The 17,375-nt window shown below is 64.1% G+C and carries 11 protein-coding genes and 1 tRNA gene; 8 read left to right on the plus strand and 4 right to left on the minus strand.

Annotated features, from left to right (window positions below; all coding sequences use genetic code 11):
- The first annotated feature begins 218 nt into the window (after window positions 1-218).
- Window positions 219-956: a hypothetical protein gene (locus MJ797_RS21350; protein WP_239340026.1), complete on the plus strand. Its 738-nt coding sequence runs from the start codon at window positions 219-221 to the stop codon at window positions 954-956.
- 407 nt (window positions 957-1,363) lie between these two features.
- On the opposite strand, the gene MJ797_RS21355 is transcribed toward MJ797_RS21350, so the two are convergent.
- The 3 genes from MJ797_RS21355 to MJ797_RS21365 all read right to left on the minus strand — a co-directional run bounded on the left by MJ797_RS21355 (window position 1,364) and on the right by MJ797_RS21365 (window position 7,142).
- Complete coding sequence (locus MJ797_RS21355) at window positions 1,364-3,103, minus strand: heme peroxidase family protein (RefSeq protein WP_239340029.1); 1,740 nt, start codon at window positions 3,101-3,103, stop codon at window positions 1,364-1,366.
- Between the two features lie 340 nt (window positions 3,104-3,443).
- On the minus strand, window positions 3,444-3,866 hold the full coding sequence (locus MJ797_RS21360; RefSeq protein WP_239340032.1) for an SSI family serine proteinase inhibitor: 423 nt from the start codon (window positions 3,864-3,866) through the stop codon (window positions 3,444-3,446).
- Between the two features lie 843 nt (window positions 3,867-4,709).
- Window positions 4,710-7,142: a galactose oxidase early set domain-containing protein gene (locus MJ797_RS21365; protein ID WP_239340034.1), complete on the minus strand. Its 2,433-nt coding sequence runs from the start codon at window positions 7,140-7,142 to the stop codon at window positions 4,710-4,712.
- Window positions 7,143-7,920: 778 nt separating this feature from the next.
- Here MJ797_RS21365 and MJ797_RS21370 point away from each other — a divergent pair.
- Both MJ797_RS21370 and MJ797_RS21375 read left to right on the plus strand, forming a co-directional pair.
- Window positions 7,921-8,577 (plus strand): biosynthetic peptidoglycan transglycosylase, encoded by a 657-nt coding sequence (locus MJ797_RS21370; protein ID WP_239340047.1) that lies wholly within the window; start codon window positions 7,921-7,923, stop codon window positions 8,575-8,577.
- Window positions 8,578-9,047: 470 nt separating this feature from the next.
- A tRNA-Lys gene (locus MJ797_RS21375) sits at window positions 9,048-9,123 on the plus strand.
- A 340-nt stretch (window positions 9,124-9,463) separates the two neighbouring features.
- On the opposite strand, the gene MJ797_RS21380 is transcribed toward MJ797_RS21375, so the two are convergent.
- A complete protein-coding gene (locus MJ797_RS21380; protein WP_239340049.1) occupies window positions 9,464-10,396 on the minus strand; it encodes a hypothetical protein in 933 nt (310 codons plus the stop codon).
- A gap of 173 nt (window positions 10,397-10,569) precedes the next feature.
- Between MJ797_RS21380 and MJ797_RS21385 the strand changes: the two genes are divergently transcribed.
- From MJ797_RS21385 to MJ797_RS21405, 5 genes are all read left to right on the plus strand, one after another.
- Window positions 10,570-11,571, plus strand: a complete 1,002-nt coding sequence (locus MJ797_RS21385) for a hypothetical protein (RefSeq protein ID WP_239340051.1) — start codon at window positions 10,570-10,572, stop codon at window positions 11,569-11,571.
- On the plus strand, window positions 11,562-13,787 hold the full coding sequence (locus tag MJ797_RS21390) for an Hsp70 family protein (RefSeq protein WP_239340053.1): 2,226 nt from the start codon (window positions 11,562-11,564) through the stop codon (window positions 13,785-13,787). The genes MJ797_RS21385 and MJ797_RS21390 overlap by 10 nt, the downstream gene beginning before the upstream one ends.
- Window positions 13,781-14,182, plus strand: coding sequence for a hypothetical protein (locus tag MJ797_RS21395; RefSeq protein ID WP_239340065.1), 402 nt, complete (start codon window positions 13,781-13,783; stop codon window positions 14,180-14,182). Before MJ797_RS21390 ends, MJ797_RS21395 begins: the two co-directional genes overlap by 7 nt.
- Entirely contained in the window at window positions 14,179-16,023 is a 1,845-nt protein-coding gene (locus tag MJ797_RS21400) for a dynamin family protein (protein ID WP_239340076.1), read from the plus strand. Before MJ797_RS21395 ends, MJ797_RS21400 begins: the two co-directional genes overlap by 4 nt.
- Window positions 16,020-17,375 (plus strand): alpha/beta hydrolase (locus MJ797_RS21405; RefSeq protein WP_239340079.1); only part of this gene is annotated, 1,356 nt, incomplete at its 3' end. The genes MJ797_RS21400 and MJ797_RS21405, both read left to right, overlap by 4 nt.

A 17,375-nucleotide genomic window follows, 5' to 3' on the forward strand; every position in this document is an offset into this window, starting at 1 on the left:
CCCATCTCAAACACTCTCTTAATCGTCATGTCCACGCGACCTTGGGATGGTGTCGGATGGGCGGAGTTCTTGTAGCGGATGCCGATGGCAAGTCGCGCGTTCGGACGGATGCGGGTATCGAACACACTCCCGGTGCCGCCGACGGCGGCACCGGGAGTGTGTCGGTATGCCGGGACAGACAGATGGTCCCATCGGTGAGCCGCTTCCGGGGCCTACGGGTGCCAGCTGATTCGGCGGCACCCGATGGCTGGGCAGAAGAGTTCAACCGCCTCCAGCGAAACCTTATCAACCTGTGTCAGCGGACAGTTCGGTGGCAGCGGGAACGTGACGAAGCCATAGAGCTGTTGATGCGGGAGCGGTCGGAGTACCGCGATGTGGTGCGGCAGCGGCGAGAACGCCTGCGTAAACTGACCGACGCCGTGGGCCGGCACTGGGGCGACTATTTTTCAGGACTCAGTGCCGGAGATACCTTCGCCACCGACGATGTGGATGTCGATCCGCAGGCAACGCTGTGCTATCCGGCGACGTGGCTGCTGCCGGATGAGCCGCTTCCGGAGGCTACGGAAGTCGTTGACAATCCGGCAGCACCCGATGCGTGGGCTGAAGAGATCAGCCGTTTCCAGCGGAACCTCCTGAATCTCGAGCGGCACGCGGACCGGCTGCGGCGGGAACGTAACGAAGCCAAGATCCTCTGGGCATGGGAGAAAGCGGCCCATATTGATGCCGAGTGGTGTCACGAAGAATATTTGACTGATCTGCTTGCCACCGTGCACCGGTACCGGGACGTGTGGCCTATGCAAAATTCCCGACCATATGATCTAGGCGATGACATCGTCGCGGGCCGGAGTGGGACGCCGGAACTGGCCGGTGGTCTTGATGCGCAGGGGCTTCCCGGACCGGGCTGGGGCATCTCGGGTGTGCCAGAATTGGATGATGATCTTGACTTGCTCTTTTAGGGCGTGTTTCGAAAGTCAGCTGTCCGGCCCGGCCGCGACCAGGGGCCGCCTGGACGCGGCTCTCTGATCCAACGACGACTTCCGAAACACGCCGTAGGGCGTACGGCAAGAGGGACGTGGATCAGGGAGCCTGGTTGGGGTGTGTGCCTCGCGAGGCGCCGTCCGGTCGGCGCGAGCCGGACAGTCTTATTGCCGAAGTCACCAAAGATTGCCAGTCATTGCTGCTCATGGGTGTCAGGCGCATGGAACGGTGTGGGGTGCCAGCAGCTGGCTTGGTGTGTCCGCTCGGTCGTTCAGCCTGCCTTGGCCGCCTGGTCAGTGAATGTGAACGAGCGGCCTGAAGTTTCAGGTAGACGCCGGTGGCCGAGTCCTGGCACCCCACGGGGACGTACTGTGCCCGACCGGGCTCAGCCGAGCGGAGCCAGCAGTTCTTTCTTGCCTTCGAACGCGAAGAGCAGCAGGTCGACCATACGGAAAGTGTGGTTGTCCGGTCCGAGCGACGGCCGCCAGCTCGGATCGCGGACGATTGAGGCATTGCTGCCCTCCATCGCGCGATGGAATACCTCCGCCACGATCCGGCCACCTACGCCGGTGAGGCGGCCGCCGTTCAGTTCAGCTTCCCGCAGGATGTAGAACCACAGTGGGGTGTTTTTTGCGAACGAGTCCTTCTGATCGGCCGCGAGCTGGTCGAGGGACGCGCCCTGGTTGCCGGCGATGATCTGATCGGTGGTCAGGGGCGGGACTTCTAGATACTTGGCCAGTTGCTGGCCGCTGCCCAGTCTGACCATACCGGCGCGTGTCAGGTTACGGAACGCGAGGTTTAGTTGACGTCCAGCCGCGTGGACCGTGGCATCCTGGCCGCCGAAGGTGCCGAGGGGCAGCTGTTGCAGCGGGTTGACCAACAGGGTGTCGATACGTTTGGTGATGTTGAAGTCATCGGGGGCGATAGTGAGATCGTCGCGCTTGGCCTCGCTGAAGTCGTATAGCCGGCGGAAGTCAGCAACCCAGTTGCTGGGCAATTTCAGGCCACCGATGTTCGGGTCGTTCAGATCACTCACCGAGCCCGACGGTGGTGGTGCCAGGATTCCGCTGGTGCCGGAGAACGCAAAAAGGAGTAGCAGAGTGGCCGGTATACCCTGTTTCCGGTTGAAGACAGCGTTCCATTCGTAAGCGCCGCGTATCATGCTGTGGCCAAGTCGGTAGGCCGCGACGGAGAACTCGATCGGCATGGTGGGAAGGTCGCCAGGCTGGATGTTTTTGCCACCATACCGTGGGTACCACCCGAGGTCGCCATAGGCTGCCGGTACCTCGAAGAACCGGCGTCCGTTTGTGAAGACATCGGTGACGATCGCAGGATCAACCACGCGCGGCAGGAAGTCGGTACGCAGCATCCACTGGTAGTGCCTGACGACAGTGTTTCGGGCGGCGGAAAAAAGCTGCACGCTTGGTGTGCTGCCAGCCAGCGTACGCACGACGCGATTGTGAAACCTGATGAAGGCAAGGTGGGTCTGCGCGACCGCGAGGTTCTCATCATTACGTCGGTCAGGGATGTTCGCCAACCGTTGATCGGCCAGCGTTGAGCCCGTGCCGACCCGCGGCAGGTCGAAGCCGTCATGCGAGAGTCGGGCGAACGGGTTATCGGCTCCTGGGGCGCCCTTGCCCACCCCCGTCGTCGACCCGCTCTTGAGGCTGACTCCGTCGTCGGCGTAGAACCGCGGGTCCTTCTGCGGGCCGCGACCGTAGAGCGAGTCGAGATCAAGCGACGGTGACCGGCCCTGGACCAGCTCATCAACGGTGACGTCCTGGCCGAGTCGGTCGGTGTTGTTGTCCCTGGTCAGATCGTGGTCGACGAACTGGCCGAGATAGGTGAACCCGGAGGGGATACCCGAGTCAGGGCTTCCATGATCTTTCACGCCGGACTCGGGGTCGCCACCGGCCGGGTCGGTGGTCATCGCGGTCGCCACCGTTTCCACGATCAGTCGCTGGGTGTCGTCAATCGGTGCTCCGACCGGTCCCAGCCGGGAGAATCGGAACTTGCGCACCTCGGCAATCGCTGATGGGCGAACGGTGATCGGCTCGCCGTTACTGTCGAGCGTCAAGATTCCTTCGCCGATGACGTAGTAGTCGTCTCGGTTATGGCGTTTCATGCGCAATCCCTTCGATATGGCGATCGGCACGCCGGGAAATGTTGGCTTTTGGTTTCAGGAAATCGATTTCTTGACTGGCTGGGTTTGCCGAGGACTTCTAGGGAGATTCTAAATCGCTATATTATATTTTGAATTGTTGCTTGAGATCTTCATGCGGGATTATGGATAATTTTTACTTTTTCATCATTTATCTGTTCTCAAAATCTTTAAAAATTCCTGTCGGGGACGCGCCGGTGAGAATTAGCCAAGATACCGATGGGCCGCCGGCGAAAGAAGTCGCTCCGCTCTGCTGGCAGAGCGTTCTGAATGCGTTGTTTGGATTTTGATTGGTAACAGCTGGTCAGAAGACCGGTGTGGTGGCTCCGTGCAGAATACAGCTGTTCGAGAATGTCTTCCGCCAGTGGACAGCCCGGCCAGCCCAGTAGCCGTCGGCGGTTGCTGTGACGGGGTCATAGATGAACGGACAGATTGCCCCCGGATCTCCTTGAAGCCGGCCAAGGTCACCGCCAGCATCCGCGATAGCTTTACACGCCGGGCCCGGGTTGGGATGGGTTGTCGCGCTGTTCGGCGGACAGAACAGCGTGACCGGTGTGGCGCCAACGTATGGTGATTCGCCCTTGGCAACGGTGAGGATCAACGCCCCGGTCGTACGAGCCACTGGGCTGGCTGTGGCCGCAAACGCCGGAGCGGTGGCCGCACCGGCGAGCAGTAATGATGCCACGGCAAGTAAGACCCAGCGGGCAAGATTCCTTTTCGCCGTCACAATAACCTCCTCCATCGTGATCGTCGATTTTCCCCGCCGAGAACGTGACCCTCGACGGTGGTGCGACGCGGAAGGTGAGTCACCGGAAAATGGTCCGGAAGGCTCAGAGCTGTAGCCATATCCCTGTAACTCTTACGGTACGTTATGTTACAGGCCAAATTCATGTACATAGGTTTTATGTGTCAGAAACATGACATCGAACATTATCCAGAAGTCGGATCGTAATCCGCGTTGCTGTGTATGTATGCCGCTTCGCCCCTTCCGGCCAAGGCTCGGGCGACGCTCACCGGAACCCGAATGAGGCGAGTTCGGTGGGCCCAGAATCCCGATATGGGCGGCGACCTGCGCGTTTGCCTGTGGAGTGGGGCCAGGTCGGCTAGCCGGATTCTCATGGTACAATCCCCACCCTCTGCCCTGACGCGGTAAGCAGTGCCTTGCCGGCGGCGGCCTCACGGAAACATGGAAGCATCCTGGCATGTCACTTTGCGGACATCGTGATGTTTTATGTGAGGACCCTTGACTTAGAGCGCCCGGCAATAGGGGACGCGGCGTCGCGGGGCTCGGGCACGCACCTCGCTGTATCGCTCCCCATCCATCGCTGCGCGATGCACGGGTACCCCGGCTCGTCGGTCACCACCCAATACCAGGGTGGCTCCTCCTCCGCCTCGCGATGCACGCACCCCAGCCCCGTTCCTTGATCCACGCCCCTATTGCCAGGCGTTCTTATCGATGATGATGTTCCCTCCTCGATCGAGGGGGTTATCCCGCAGCTGCCGCGTCCAGCGTGCCGGGTAGCCGGAGGCGCGGGGCCGCATCGATCGAAGCGAGCCGAGAGCGGACAGCTCACGTCAGGTGGATCCACGTCGCGATCGAGGGGACTCCTTGTTGATCGACTATGAACAGCATGTACCAGCCGGGCGGCGCGATGTTGGGATTAGAAGTAATCGTGACGTCAAGTGAATCATTTTCTCGAGAAACGATCTGTAGGTCAACGAGGCGTTGGCCGCTGTCAAATGAATGCGTTGTGACACAATTTTTGATCAGCGAAGCCCACCGAATCGTGTTCGCCTGTGCTGTCGTAATCGTTACGGTCTGGCCGTAACTCCATTCCTCCTGCGCCGTACCGATGACCGGTCGAGGCCCCTTGAACAGGTAGGGAGGGCTGAAGACCTCGACGCGCATTTCCTCCTCCGGATCCGGAGGCTCCCAGCTGATCTGGTGCCCGCCTTCGGGGTTGCCGCCGGCCGCGACGACGCGACCGTCGGGTAGCAGCAGCGCCGTCGAGTGGTAGAGACGTTGCACGGTGGCCGCGGCCATCAGGCTCCAGGTGTTGGTAGCCGGGTCGTAGATCTCGCCCTGCAGCCGGGCTAACGGCTCATCCTCTTGCTTCAGCGAACCACCGCTGACAAAAACCGTACGGTCGGGCAGCAGGACGGTGTTCAGATGCAGACGGGGAAGTCCTATGGGAGCGCCGGCATGGTAGATGGGGTCGGCCGCCTTCAGGTCGACAATGGACACCGCGTCGGTGGCGTCGGTCTTATCTGGCTTACCCACCGGACCGCCACCGATGATCATTATTCGTTGGTCCTGGGCCGGCGGAAGGATAACGCTGGCTGACTGATTGCGCATGTCAGGGGCGAGCAGGTCCCGGACCTGCTTGGTGGTCACCGGATCGTGCGTGAGATCTATGATGCAGGGATCCACCTGCAGCGGGTCGTCCATCCGGCCACCGGAGAAAAAGATCTTTCCGCTGGCGAGCAAGAACAGATGGGCGTATAAGGGCAGACCGGGAAAACCGTCGGCGAAGTGTCGGATGTGCCAAGTGTCCGTCGCTGCGGAGTAGATCTCAAGGGAGGTCTTCGGCAGATCACCGCCGTTGTCACCCAGGCCGCTCGCCGCGAGGATTTTTCCGTCCCCGAGAGCGATCAGTGTTGGATACCAGCGCCCCTGCGCCATATTGCCGGCAACGGACCATTTCTCGGTGGTGAAGTCGAAGATTGCGGCGTCCTTGCGACCGCGGAACGGATTGTAGTCGATTGTGCCGCCGGCGGAGAGGAGCCGGCCGTCCGGAAGAAACGCGTCGCCACCACAGAAGAAGTCGAATGGTTTGTGGTTCGCGGTGCGCAGCGTCGGTGGGTGAGAGAAGGTATTATGCGGTGGACTCCACACGACGCTGGTGAAGATTCCCTTGCTCTCGTCGCCGAATATCGGGCTGTTGAAGCGGGTCGCGCTGCTTCCCGAGCCGGCGAAAAACAGCACCTTGCCCTTCGGGAGCAATGCGGCGTGTACGGCGAGGACACCTGAATGGAAGTTGAGAACATCCCATGATCCTTCTCTTTCTGGGTCATGATCAAGGTCAATGATCTCGTACAGGCCGGCGTTCTGCTGCGGACTGTTGTCAACCATAAACGCAAAGAGGCGGTGCTTGTTGTTCGTCTTGGCGACCGCGATGCCGCCGCCCTGGTTTTCGAAGGAGAACCAGTTCGGCACCCCCAGCCATGGCCCCCAGCCGTCGGCCGAGATCCCGTCATTACCAAGATTCTTGCCAATGCGGTAGAATGCCTGGTTCTGTCCGATGGGGTTGTCGATACTGAAGATGATCAGATCCTGGTTCCCATCCTCGTCCAAGTCGGCAACCGCGATACCGCAGCCCTGGTTTTCCCAGGAGAACCAGCCCGGCACATCGATCCATGGTGACCACCCCGTGACATTGCCATTGATATCGATGTTTTTGCCGATGCGGTAGATCGCGCGGTTGCCTTGGGGAGGATTGTCGATCGTAAGCACGATCAGGTCGCGTTTGCCTTGGTTGTTCGGCGGTGTCACCGCGACCGCGATGCCTTGGTTCTCCCAGGAGAACCAGTCTGGGATGGTGATCCACGGTGTCCAGCCGCCAGTGACGTTGCCCGATGCGTCGAGATTGCGGCCGATCCGGAACAGGCCCTGATTTTGCTCGATGGGGTTGTCGACCATCGCGACGACAAGATCCTGCCGGCCGCTGTCATCCAGGTCGGCCAAGGCGATATTTCCGCCTTGGTTCTCCCAGGAGAACCAGTCCGGGATGGTGATCCACGGTGTCCAGCCGCCGGTGATCCGACCGGCGTCGTCGAGCGTCTTCCCCACACGATAGAGGCCCTGATTCTGTCCGACTGGGTTGTCGACCATCAACACGACCATGTCCTGCGTGCCATCGTTCGCCAGGCTTCCGACGGCGATGCCGCCACCCTGGTTTTCGAACGAGAACCAGTCTGGTACCGGTCGAAACAGGTTTACCATGGCCGTTCCTCCTCGTGATGCCGGCGCTGGGTGCTGTCACTTGGCAGGGTATCCTGAAAGGATCTTCCTTGTTGTTCGTCTTCGTCAAGGATGGGCTGTTCGTGGTTCGTGGCAGCTGATGTGGTCTTGTGTCAGAACTACCATCACCCGGTGAGAATTGTAAACCACCACATGTGGCTACACCACCGTTTCCTGGTGGGATTTCGTCAGACTGGGGAGATCATTTTCATCCACGGGATGATCGGTGAGTGGTGGGTGCGGATTTGCGATCTTGGAAAACTGGCACATGTTTGACCGGTTCCGTGCCTGCTCCCGACGGGTTGGTGCTTGCGTTCGGGTCGTCTTCGGGGCGGCGGCCAAAAGCTGCTGGAAAGCACAATAGAAAAGGCGCCGATGACGAGGCCGCGTGCGGCGAGGACTTTCTCGACATCCCGGCAGGACGGGGCGTAGCACGGATAACAGCCGGGCGGGGCTGGCTGGGCCGCGGCCCGCTGGCGTGGCACGGTCCGTCGTGTGGCAATGGGCAACCCACCCAGGAGATGCTCGGCCTGGGCTGAGGTCCAACAACATTGGGAGACCATGACGGCAGGGTGAGTACCGTGACGAACTGGTTGCGATAATGGGCGGTGCGAAGATTTTTCCCGTTGGCCGGATGCCCAATGATCTGGGCGGCTCCCTTCCCCCAGGCCCTGGCGCCACGCCGGGTCGCCGTCACACTGGGCGAGGACGGCGAGGTGCCCGCCGGGCCGCTATCGCCGTGCTGTCTGCGCTCTTGGTCATGCTCTTGGTCGTGGCCGGCGGTTTCGGGCTGCTTCTTGCCGTGACCCCATCCACGGCCGACGCGCGACAACGTGTACAGGCGCTCGCCGCGGCCGACGGTGCGGCACCGCTGGCTGGGTCGCTACCCGATCGGGTCGTGCGGGCGCTTCTCGCAACTGAGGACACCCGGTTCTTCTCCCACCACGGCGTGGACCCGAGCGGCGCCGTGCGTGCCACCGTGGCTTCCCTCGCCATGAACGGCGACGTGGGGGGCGCGACCCTCGAGCAGCAGCTTGTCAAGATTCTTTATACGGGTGGGCGACGCGGCTTCACCGACCGTGTCGAGCAGGTAGCTCTGGCGGTGAAGCTCGACGTCCGGTACAGCAAAACCGATATTTTGCGGATGTACCTGGACACAGTCTATTTCGGGCACGGCTACTACGGCGTCACCGACGCGGCCTGGGGTTATTTTGATCATGCGTCCGCCGCGCTGACCTGGGCGCAAGCGTCGATGCTGGCCGGATTGGTGCAGGCCCCGAGCGCCTACGACCCCTACCGGCACCCCGAGGCCGCGCGAGCCCGCCAACGCCACGTCCTTGACCGTCTTGTCGCGACTGGTGACCTCACCCGCCCCGCGGCGGACGCCGTCCTCGCCGAGCCTGTTGACCTACGTTGATGGGGGCTGCTCGTTATTGTCGAACTCCGTTGGATCCTATGGATTTCAGCCGAAAATCTGATGGATGCGGATGATTCACACCCATGCGGGGCCGCCTCCGTCGGAGATCTTGACAACCGGTGGAGGGCGGGCCGAGCGACCTGCCGATGCTGGGTGACGACGCTGATTGATTCGCGGGAGCCGGCCTCGTGCCGCAGGGATACGGTGATATGGTTGTAGCGCCACTATGATCATTTTGGGAGGGGGCTGAAACCCGACGAACTCCGAGACCGGAACTGGTGGACGGATACAGCGTCGACCTATTATTTAATCATTGTTGAGCGGTGGCTGAGACGACGGACTTCGCCCGTACCACAGTGTCATCGAGATGTACCGATCAGCCTCTCTCCAGGTCCGGCGACCGCCAGGTCAGCCAACCGTTGCCCCTGGCATCGTGGCAGGCTGCTCCGGCAGGTACGATCAGGGACTGCGGGCCGTTAGCTCAATAGGTAGAGCAAGAGACTTTTAATCTCTGGGTTCAGGGTTCGAGCCCCTGGCGGCCCACCACGATGAGTAACGATGCCCTGACCTGGGTAAATAGGTAATATCTATGAGATCCGACGGTAGATCGAATAGAAGATGTCCAGGTCGGGGCGTTGATCGTCTGGTTCGATTCCCCAGCGTACCGACAAGCATCGGCTACGAGGAGTAGTTGCAGGGGGTTGGAGTCAAGGCACCTTGACCGTTGGCATGTAGTCCTAAACTGATTCCGCTGCGATCCGGCGACCGCTGGCAGACCGGTCGTCTGACCGGCGGGTTCGCGTTAACCTGAAGGAAGTCAGGGTAGACGAGCACGCTGTAGCTCGCTGCTGACAATCGCGGGTGGCATGGGGTATGACGACCGCGCTCAGGGCCGGCACCGGGTGGCGTACTCGGTGTACGGGAGGGCGTAGCGGAGGAGTTCGTCGATGTAGGCGGCGTAGCGCCTGACTGCGGGGCGGTTCTGAAGGTGCCAGCGGTCGCCGATCGGATTGCCGAGAGTGTCGTAGAGGCTCTCGGAGATGGTTTCGCCGTCGATGATTGCGAAGTCGTCGATCGTGGCGTTGCGGGTCTCGATGCCGGGGCGGACTCGGGGCATCTCCGTGTTGATGAAGACGTGTACTTCGATGCCAAGATTGTGCTGGCGGCGCATGACCTCGTTCTTCGCCAGCGCTTCCTCAGCCGACGCGTAGCGGAAGATCCGCGAGGTGTGGCATCCGGGCCTCGCGCAGGCGGCTTCGAGTTGCTGGCCCATCTGGGTGTCCCATACCGATACCAGGCCCGGGACGGTCACCGCCCGGATGTCGGCAGATCGTGCGTAGCAGTCGGCCAACTGCTCAATTGAGTTTTCCCGCCTGAGCACGATCTCGCCGCCGTCCCACGCCGCGGCCTCATCGAGGAACTCGGCTACGCGGGTGTGGATGAGTCTCTCCCGGAGGGTCCGGGTTCCTCCGAGGGCCGTGATCAGGCGCGCGGCCAGTGCTCTCAGCTCACTCTCGTCGAGCGACCGGCCCGGTGGGAAGCCGGCCTCCTGCCCGAACGCCTCGTCGTAGTGGGCCTTCCACGCCTTCATGTCGATGTGCGCTACCGCGTCGACGGCTCGGCATTCCTTGACAAATCGCTCGACTGTGGACCATCGCGGCTGTCCGATGGCATTGAGCAGGTTGCCGATCGTGCCGCTCGCCACCCCGGTCCGCTCCGCGAGGGTCCGGTAGCTCTTGCTGCCCGCTCGGCGGTGTGCTTCGCGGATGTCAGCGAAGAACGCCTCACGCCGGGCGGCCTTGGTGTCCGTCGAGCGCATACCCCTCAGGGTAGACGGTGCGTCCAGAGCTGGGGTCATCTTTCTTGTGGTCAAGATCGAACTGGACGCCAGCGTCCTTCGTGGGCCCAGATAGCCCCTATCCACCAGAGGTTTTGGACCCTATCGTTGGAGATGATGTCCAGTTGATCCTCTCCTATGGCAGCGGGGTTGGAATGCGACGTTCGGTCCAGACTGACGCGGAGCCGTGGTGGCCGGCGTTTGCCGGGTGGCTCGACGACCTCTGGGAGGCGGCCGCGGACCGTCTAGACGATCCGCGGCGGTTCTGGACCGAGCGCCCGCTCACGGTGACGGTGGTGGTTTGTCGGCAGGACGCCGATGCGGCCCTGACCAGGGCCCTCACGGAGCTGTCTCCGCTAGCTGCAGCTTTGCGGGGCGAGTGGGTGGCTTCGCCCCGGCTGGAGATCGATATCGTGACGGTGACCTCGGATCAGCTCGGCCGATGGCGGACCGATCGGGATGTTCGTGACGTCCTGCGGCGGTCAGAGGCCGCCCTGATCGTGATGGATCGGCGTTACAAGCGAGAGCTTCTCCTCGGTGAACTTGCTCGGGCGGCTTGCGCCGTGCTGCGCGGAGAGTGGTTCCGGATCGCGGTCGTCATCGCCAGCCCTGACATCACCGCCGCCCACGCCAACGTCGCGGAGGCCGTCAACCATCGCGCGCCCGCGGCGGCCCGGTTCCCGATCTTTGGGCTGGCTGCCGACTCGCTCCCCGGCAGCCCGGAGAGTCTCCAGATCGCGGCGTGGCTGGCTGACCATGCCGTCCGCTGGCACGCCGCGACCGGCGCACGATCGGCTCTGGAGGACCTGCTGCGGCAGGTCCGAACTGCCGGGCCGCTCGCGGGCGAACTCGAGAATCGGGCTGCCGAACTCCTTGCCTCGCCGTGTGTGCGGCAGCTGGAGCTGGCTGCGTTCCTCTCTAGATCTGTGGAGGCTGGCGCTCCGGTGTCGGGAGGGTTGGTGTGTCTGCCTCCGGACCGTCTGAGGGAGCTGGCTGGGCTCGTCGCGGCGGACTGCACGGCGCGGGCGGCTGCGGTGGCGGGGCCGGGGGTTGGTCTCGGCGATCTGATTGATTCCTGGCGGGTGCCAGGCCCTGGCGCGGACTCTGCGTCCCGCGCCTGTCACCGGGCGGTCAGGGAGTTCCTCGAATGCTTGTGACCGACGGCTACAGTATCGGCATCGACGTGGGCCACCACGAGACATGCGGGGCTGTCGCCCGTGAAGGCGAGATCGAAATGATCTTGCTGGACGGCTCCTATGCTGAGCCACGCACCGGGGATCTGCTGACGACTAGATCGCCGCTGATCCGGTCCGTGGTCCGCGTAGCTCCTGTCGGCGGGGGCTGGGAACTCGTCGCGGGCTGGCGTGCGGTGAGCGCGCTCGGCATGGACGGCGCCTGGATCGAGGAGTCGCCGAAGCAGCGGTTGCGGGGCGAACCGGACACGGTCGAGCGCGACGGCGTAGAGGTCCCGGTCGTCGCGCTGACTGCAGCGCTCGTCAAGCCGTTGCTCGACGCGGCAAGGGACCGGTACGGCGACGATCTGGCGTCGGTGACCATCACCTATCCGGCGGGGTGGTTGGTGCGCGCCAGAAACCGGCTGAAGGCGGCGGTACAGGAGGCGGCCGGCGACTGGCCGGGCTTCCCTGAACCGGCTCTCATGGCGGAAGGTGTCGCCGCGGCGCGGGGTGTGGCGGCTGCCCGCCGGTTCGCGGACGGTGCACGGTACGCAGTGTTCGACTTCGGTCACCGGACACTCGATGTGGTGCTGTTGTCGGCGGTCTCCGGGGCTCCGGTCATCCTCGATTTGTGGGGAGCGCCCATCGGCGGGGCGGACTGCAGCGAACGGCTGCGGGCGCTCGTGGAGGCGAAGGCCGACACCATCGATCCGGCGCTGTGGTCGGCTCTCACGACAGGGCGGCCGCCGGGCGTGGCCCGCAAACTGGAGCGTGAGCTGGAACTGGTGAAGCGAGAGTTGTCGGATATGAGCGTGGCGGAGGTGAATCTCCGCCGGGTCGATCCCGGACTCCGCCTACCAAGCCCCGTGAAGATCTTCCGTTCCGAGTACTCAGCGGTCCTCTGCGGGTCCGACAGCGACCGCGCGGCGAACCCCCGGCCGCTCTTCGACGACCCGGTGCTCACGCGGGCGGCCGGCGTGCTCATCGAAGTATGCGACCGGAACAGCCTCGGAGCCGAGGACCTTGAGGCGGTAGTGCTGAGCGGCGGGGCCTCGCGCACTACCGCACTCCGAGCAGAGCTGGAGCGTCGGGGAATGAGGCGGATCATCCACGAAGGTTTCGACCCGAAGCAGGTGACCGCACGGGGAGCGGTCGCCGCCGATCCGTTCCAGGACCTCTCCCTCGTGGAGATTTTCGCCCTCCGCGCCATACGCTTGGTGGCCGCGATGGCCAACAGCGAAGGCAAGCACACCTGGTCGCAGATGCGCGATGGAAACGGGTGGCCCGAGCGGCGCTACCAGAAGTCCTGGGACGAAGCCCGGATCCGGCTCGAGCTCGATAAGGTCCCGCGTTTCAGCCGCTACTGCGAGCCGTACTGGATCCGCGAGCTTGTCAACCGGGGAACCCAGCAGATCGGCGACCGGATCTGGCTCCGCGCGCCACTCAACATCGAGATGAATGTGCTGCTTTCGCCGGCCCTGGCGGCTGCCTGGCTGCTGGACGCCTACCGCACGGGCCTCGTAAAGGTCTCCGCGCAAGAGATCCGGGTCACCTCTACGGGCACGGACGACCCGGACATGGATGCGTTCCTGAATTACCTTCGCGGGCGGCCCACCGGGCGGTCGCCCGCCGAGACCGTCACCGCCGCGCGATCGTCGGCGGTCGTCCATGCCACGAAGCGGCTGGTCAGGACCCGCCTCCTGGAGATGAGGAAAGGCTTCGCCATCGTTGGGTGGAAGCTTCCGTCCGGTCGGCTCCTCGATACCGCCGTCTCGGTCATCAGCGGGCAGAGCGCGGTGCGGGACTGGCGGCAGAATACCCGCGACTGGGAACGACGGGACTACCAGGAGGTCGGACGGCATTCTTGGAGCAAGATGATCAACGGTCCTCTTCCGAAGGGGCCTGGGCAGCGCTGCCAGGACCTAGCGCTGCTCGCCGCCCTCGAGATAATGCCGTCCGGTGAGGAGTACAACCCGTCCGCCGGGCAACTTCCCTCGGAATTGGAGGGTCGGGCTGGTGCGCATCCGCTGGGCAAACTCCTGCTCGACACGCGCGACCTGCTGCTGCGGAAGTCGCAGACGACCTTCACTCGAAACGTGGAGGTCGCGAACACCTTCGGCTCCGACTACGCCGATCCCTACATCACCGAGACCACCTCCCACCACGGCTGGCTCCCGGTGGAGGACATCCTGTGGTGAGAATCTCCTGGCCGATCTCGCGGAAGAAGCGGGAGGCCCCGCCGATCCCGGAGCCGGAACCCGATACCCGGCCTGTCGAGATGCTCCAACCTGGTGACCCGACCGAGCGGGCTGCGCTGATCGAGGCCTGCGTCGCGGTGCTCGACCAAATCCGCGAGACCGACCCCGTCGTGTGGCGGCGGCTCGGGCGCGACCTGGAGAAGGCAGCAGTCACCGTCATCGTTCCGGACGGGCAGCCGTTCGACGGCCAGGAGCATCTCCTTGTCGAGAGCGTCCCGACCGACGATCCGGACCTCGACGGCACCATCGCCGCCACCGAGGTCGTCGGGGTCACCTACCGCGGCCGGACTCTCCGGCTTCCGCACGTCCATGTCTACGAGAGACGGACCCCATGACCGAGGCCGCAGACATCCTGAACATCCTGATCGACGAGGCCTCTGCGCTGGCGGACGCTCTCAACTCCCCCTCCATCCCGGGCGCCGGTGTCGCCGCCGACCTGCGGGTCTACCGCTCCATCGATCCTTCGGTAGTCGCGGCTGCCCTTGTTGGTGACACCGGGGCGGGAAAATCGCAACTCGCCAATGCGCTGACGCGTAGGCAGGTCCTGCCGACCGGCGTGACCGTTACGACCAACTGCCCAGTCCGCCTCACCTACACACCGGCCGAGCCCTACGCGGTTGTCGTGTTCGCTGGTGGAAGGCTGCAACGCATCACGTTGGCAGAGATCAACCGCTACGTGCGGTTCGGTGACGCCACGGCCGTCGCGGAGGGCGTCGCAAGAGTCGACGTCTATCTGAACTCCGACCTGCTCGCCCCGGGCGGCGACGGCCCACGGGTGGACCTGATCGACAACACCGGAGCGCACAGCGTGCTCCAAGCACACACGGAAGCGGCGTTCACCGCCACGCTCGGCGCTCAGATCGTCATCCCTGTAGTGCCCGCGACGGAGTCCCCGGACGACGTGCTGATGAACCTCGTCTCCAGGGTCATGTCCGGCGCCAGCAACGTGATCTTTGTAATCAGCCATGCGGCGGCCCCGGACGCCCGGCCGGATGCTGTCAGGAGGCTCCTCGAGCAGCGCCTGGCTGTGCTCGCCGCGGAGGGGGGAGAGACCGTCGCTTTCAAGCCGCTGTTCTTCGCCGTGGACAGCCAATTCGCGAGCCCGACGAGCGACCGCCTCATCTATGGCGATGAGGTGGAGAGGTTGCGGCGGGCGATCCGGCTGGCGGCCTCCTCCCAGGCTTACCTCGTCTCCGGACTGCTGCGCGTCCTCATCGGCCTTGACCGGCTCGAACGGGCCGCCCGCCGCCGCCTCGATTCGCTGCGCGCTCCCGGCGAGGACCCCGACGGATCCGCGCTCCTCGCTGGCGAGCAGGAACTCGAGACCATGCGGCAACGGCTGCGGGGGGAGATCGACAATCGGATCGACGAGGCACGCAAGGTCATCGCCCACCGGCTCGCTGAGTACAGGGATTCGGAATCCCGGACACGCCTGATCGGGAAGGTCGCCAAGCTGCTGGAGACCGGGGCGGACGATGTAAGGGGGCCGATCGTCACCGAGATGGAGCCGCTGGCCGATGGCGTCCACGCCGAGTTGGCCGAGCGACTGACCCGCAATCTCCGGGCGATAGGTAACCCAGCGATCAGCGAGTTTGGCGCAGAGAACCACTCGCTGGACCACTCCAGGTTTCAGGGACGGCTGCCGGATACGTCGAAGATCGGCCCGGTCCGGGACAGCAGGGACACCGACATCGGGCGCTGGATTGAGGACAACACCCGGGCGTTCGGCCCGGTGCTCACCTTCGTGACTACGGTCGCGCGCTTCACGGGCTTCGGCCCTGCGATCATGGCCGGGGCCGCAGTGCACTGGGTGCTGTCCCAGCAGATGGCAGCCGAGCGGGCGAACCGGGACAACAGCATCCGCCGGTACGAAGGCGGACAGACCGCGCAGAGGATGGTCGCTGACTCGCTGAAGGCCGTGGAGCACATGCTCGAAACCCATGTCGACGAAATTCGCGCCGATGCCAAACGCGTCGTCGACCAACTCCACACGGACATGCACGAGGCGTGGACGGAGAGGTGCAAGGACGCCCAGCTGCGGCACGACAGCGACCAGGCGTGCCACATCGAGGAGGCTGCGCGTATCGAGGATGGTCTGAAATCGCTCGGCCTGCTGCGGCTGCGCGCCGAGAGCCTGGAAGGACGGCTGACTGCGCATCCGGGAGGACATCAGTGAAAGCGATACCCGAACAGCCCGAATGGGACGCTCTCGGTGTTCCGGCGAGGGCAGCCACTTGGTCTGCGCTACCGACCGCTGCCCAGCAGCGTCTCACGCGGGAGACGCCCGAGCGGGTGGCGCATGTGGACGGCCTCCCTGTGGACGTCAGAGACGAGGCGAACCGTCGCATCCTCGCGCAGCGGTCCGACCAGATCCTCACCGAGACTGCGAAAGCGCTCGAAGAGATCGGTCCCGGCGCCCGGATTGACAAGGCCGCCGAGCTCTCGGCACTCAGACATGTCCTCGACAGTCCCGTCGAGAGCCGCGACGGTTCGGCATGCTGGGGACTTCGGCCGCAGCTGCTCGAGTTCGACGACCAAAAGCACCACGTTGTCGTCGGGCTTGGCGATCTCGTGCATGCGGACCTCACCATTGTCTTCCTGCCCGGCATGGGGACGACGGTCAACGACGTCGGGACCTGGCTGGAGCGAGTCCGCGACACGATCGATGAGATCCACAGGCACGACCCATCGGTCGCAGCCGCAGGCGTGTACTGGCAGGGCTACGACCCGCCGCACGGCCCGCTAGCAGCGGCCTCTGCCGGGCGGGCGATCGCCGCCGCCGAGCCGCTGGCGGAATTTGTCGAGGGGCTCCGCTTCCATATGCGCCCGGACGCCCGGCTTGACATCGAGGCCCACAGCTACGGATGCCGCGTATTCGGCGAGGCCCTCACCCACCACCATCTGGCCGCCCACGCCGACCGCTTCATCATCAACGCCAACCCCGGCCTCGGCATCCCGGATCCCGCCCAACTCGGCGTCGATCCCGGGCGGATGGCGGCCTGCACCGTCCCCGGTGACGTAATTGAGCTGACCGGGCTGCTGCGCTACCTCGACTACACCCCCGGGCCGGATCCGCGCTACCAGCTCGACGATTCGGGAGTCCTCCACCCGACGGAACGCTGGTTCGGCCCGGACCCCGGCAGCTCCGGCTGGATCCAGAGCCTCCCGACCGGCACCCACCCAGGCCAGGACTCCGAGCAGCTCCACTCCGCCTGCTTCGAAGCCGGCAGCCTGGAGCTCACCAGCCGTGCCCTGTTTCACCTAGAGCGCGAGGCCGAGGCCTTCAGCAGTAATCTCGTGGAGCTATTTCCGATAGTACCGGGCCCGTCCATTCCCGATCTCACGACCCGTGACTTCGAGGACAGAGCGCTCCACCACGAATTCTTCGAGCCATACTCCCGCAACCCCTTCACCTACCACCCCCCGGAACCCTCCTGGCCCGCCCCGGCTCCTCCCGTCACCGACGTCCCCCACCCGCCTGAACCCCAATGGTGCCCGGCGGCCCCGTCCGCCCAACACACCCAGGTG

Source organism: Protofrankia sp. CiP3 (genome assembly GCF_917627345.1).
GTDB lineage: Bacteria > Actinomycetota > Actinomycetes > Frankiales > Frankiaceae > Protofrankia.

Excerpts from the sequence above, each read along its gene's own strand:
- MJ797_RS21380 (WP_239340049.1), bottom strand. The coding sequence starts at position 10,396 with ATGCGCTCGACGGACACCAAGGCCGCCCGGCGTGAGGCGTTCTTCGCT.
- MJ797_RS21390 (WP_239340053.1), top strand. The coding sequence starts at position 11,562 with ATGCTTGTGACCGACGGCTACAGTATCGGCATCGACGTGGGCCACCAC.
- MJ797_RS21385 (WP_239340051.1), top strand. The coding sequence starts at position 10,570 with ATGCGACGTTCGGTCCAGACTGACGCGGAGCCGTGGTGGCCGGCGTTT.
- MJ797_RS21370 (WP_239340047.1), top strand. The coding sequence starts at position 7,921 with ATGCTCTTGGTCGTGGCCGGCGGTTTCGGGCTGCTTCTTGCCGTGACC.
- MJ797_RS21355 (WP_239340029.1), bottom strand. The coding sequence starts at position 3,103 with ATGAAACGCCATAACCGAGACGACTACTACGTCATCGGCGAAGGAATC.
- MJ797_RS21365 (WP_239340034.1), bottom strand. The coding sequence starts at position 7,142 with ATGGTAAACCTGTTTCGACCGGTACCAGACTGGTTCTCGTTCGAAAAC.
- MJ797_RS21400 (WP_239340076.1), top strand. The coding sequence starts at position 14,179 with ATGACCGAGGCCGCAGACATCCTGAACATCCTGATCGACGAGGCCTCT.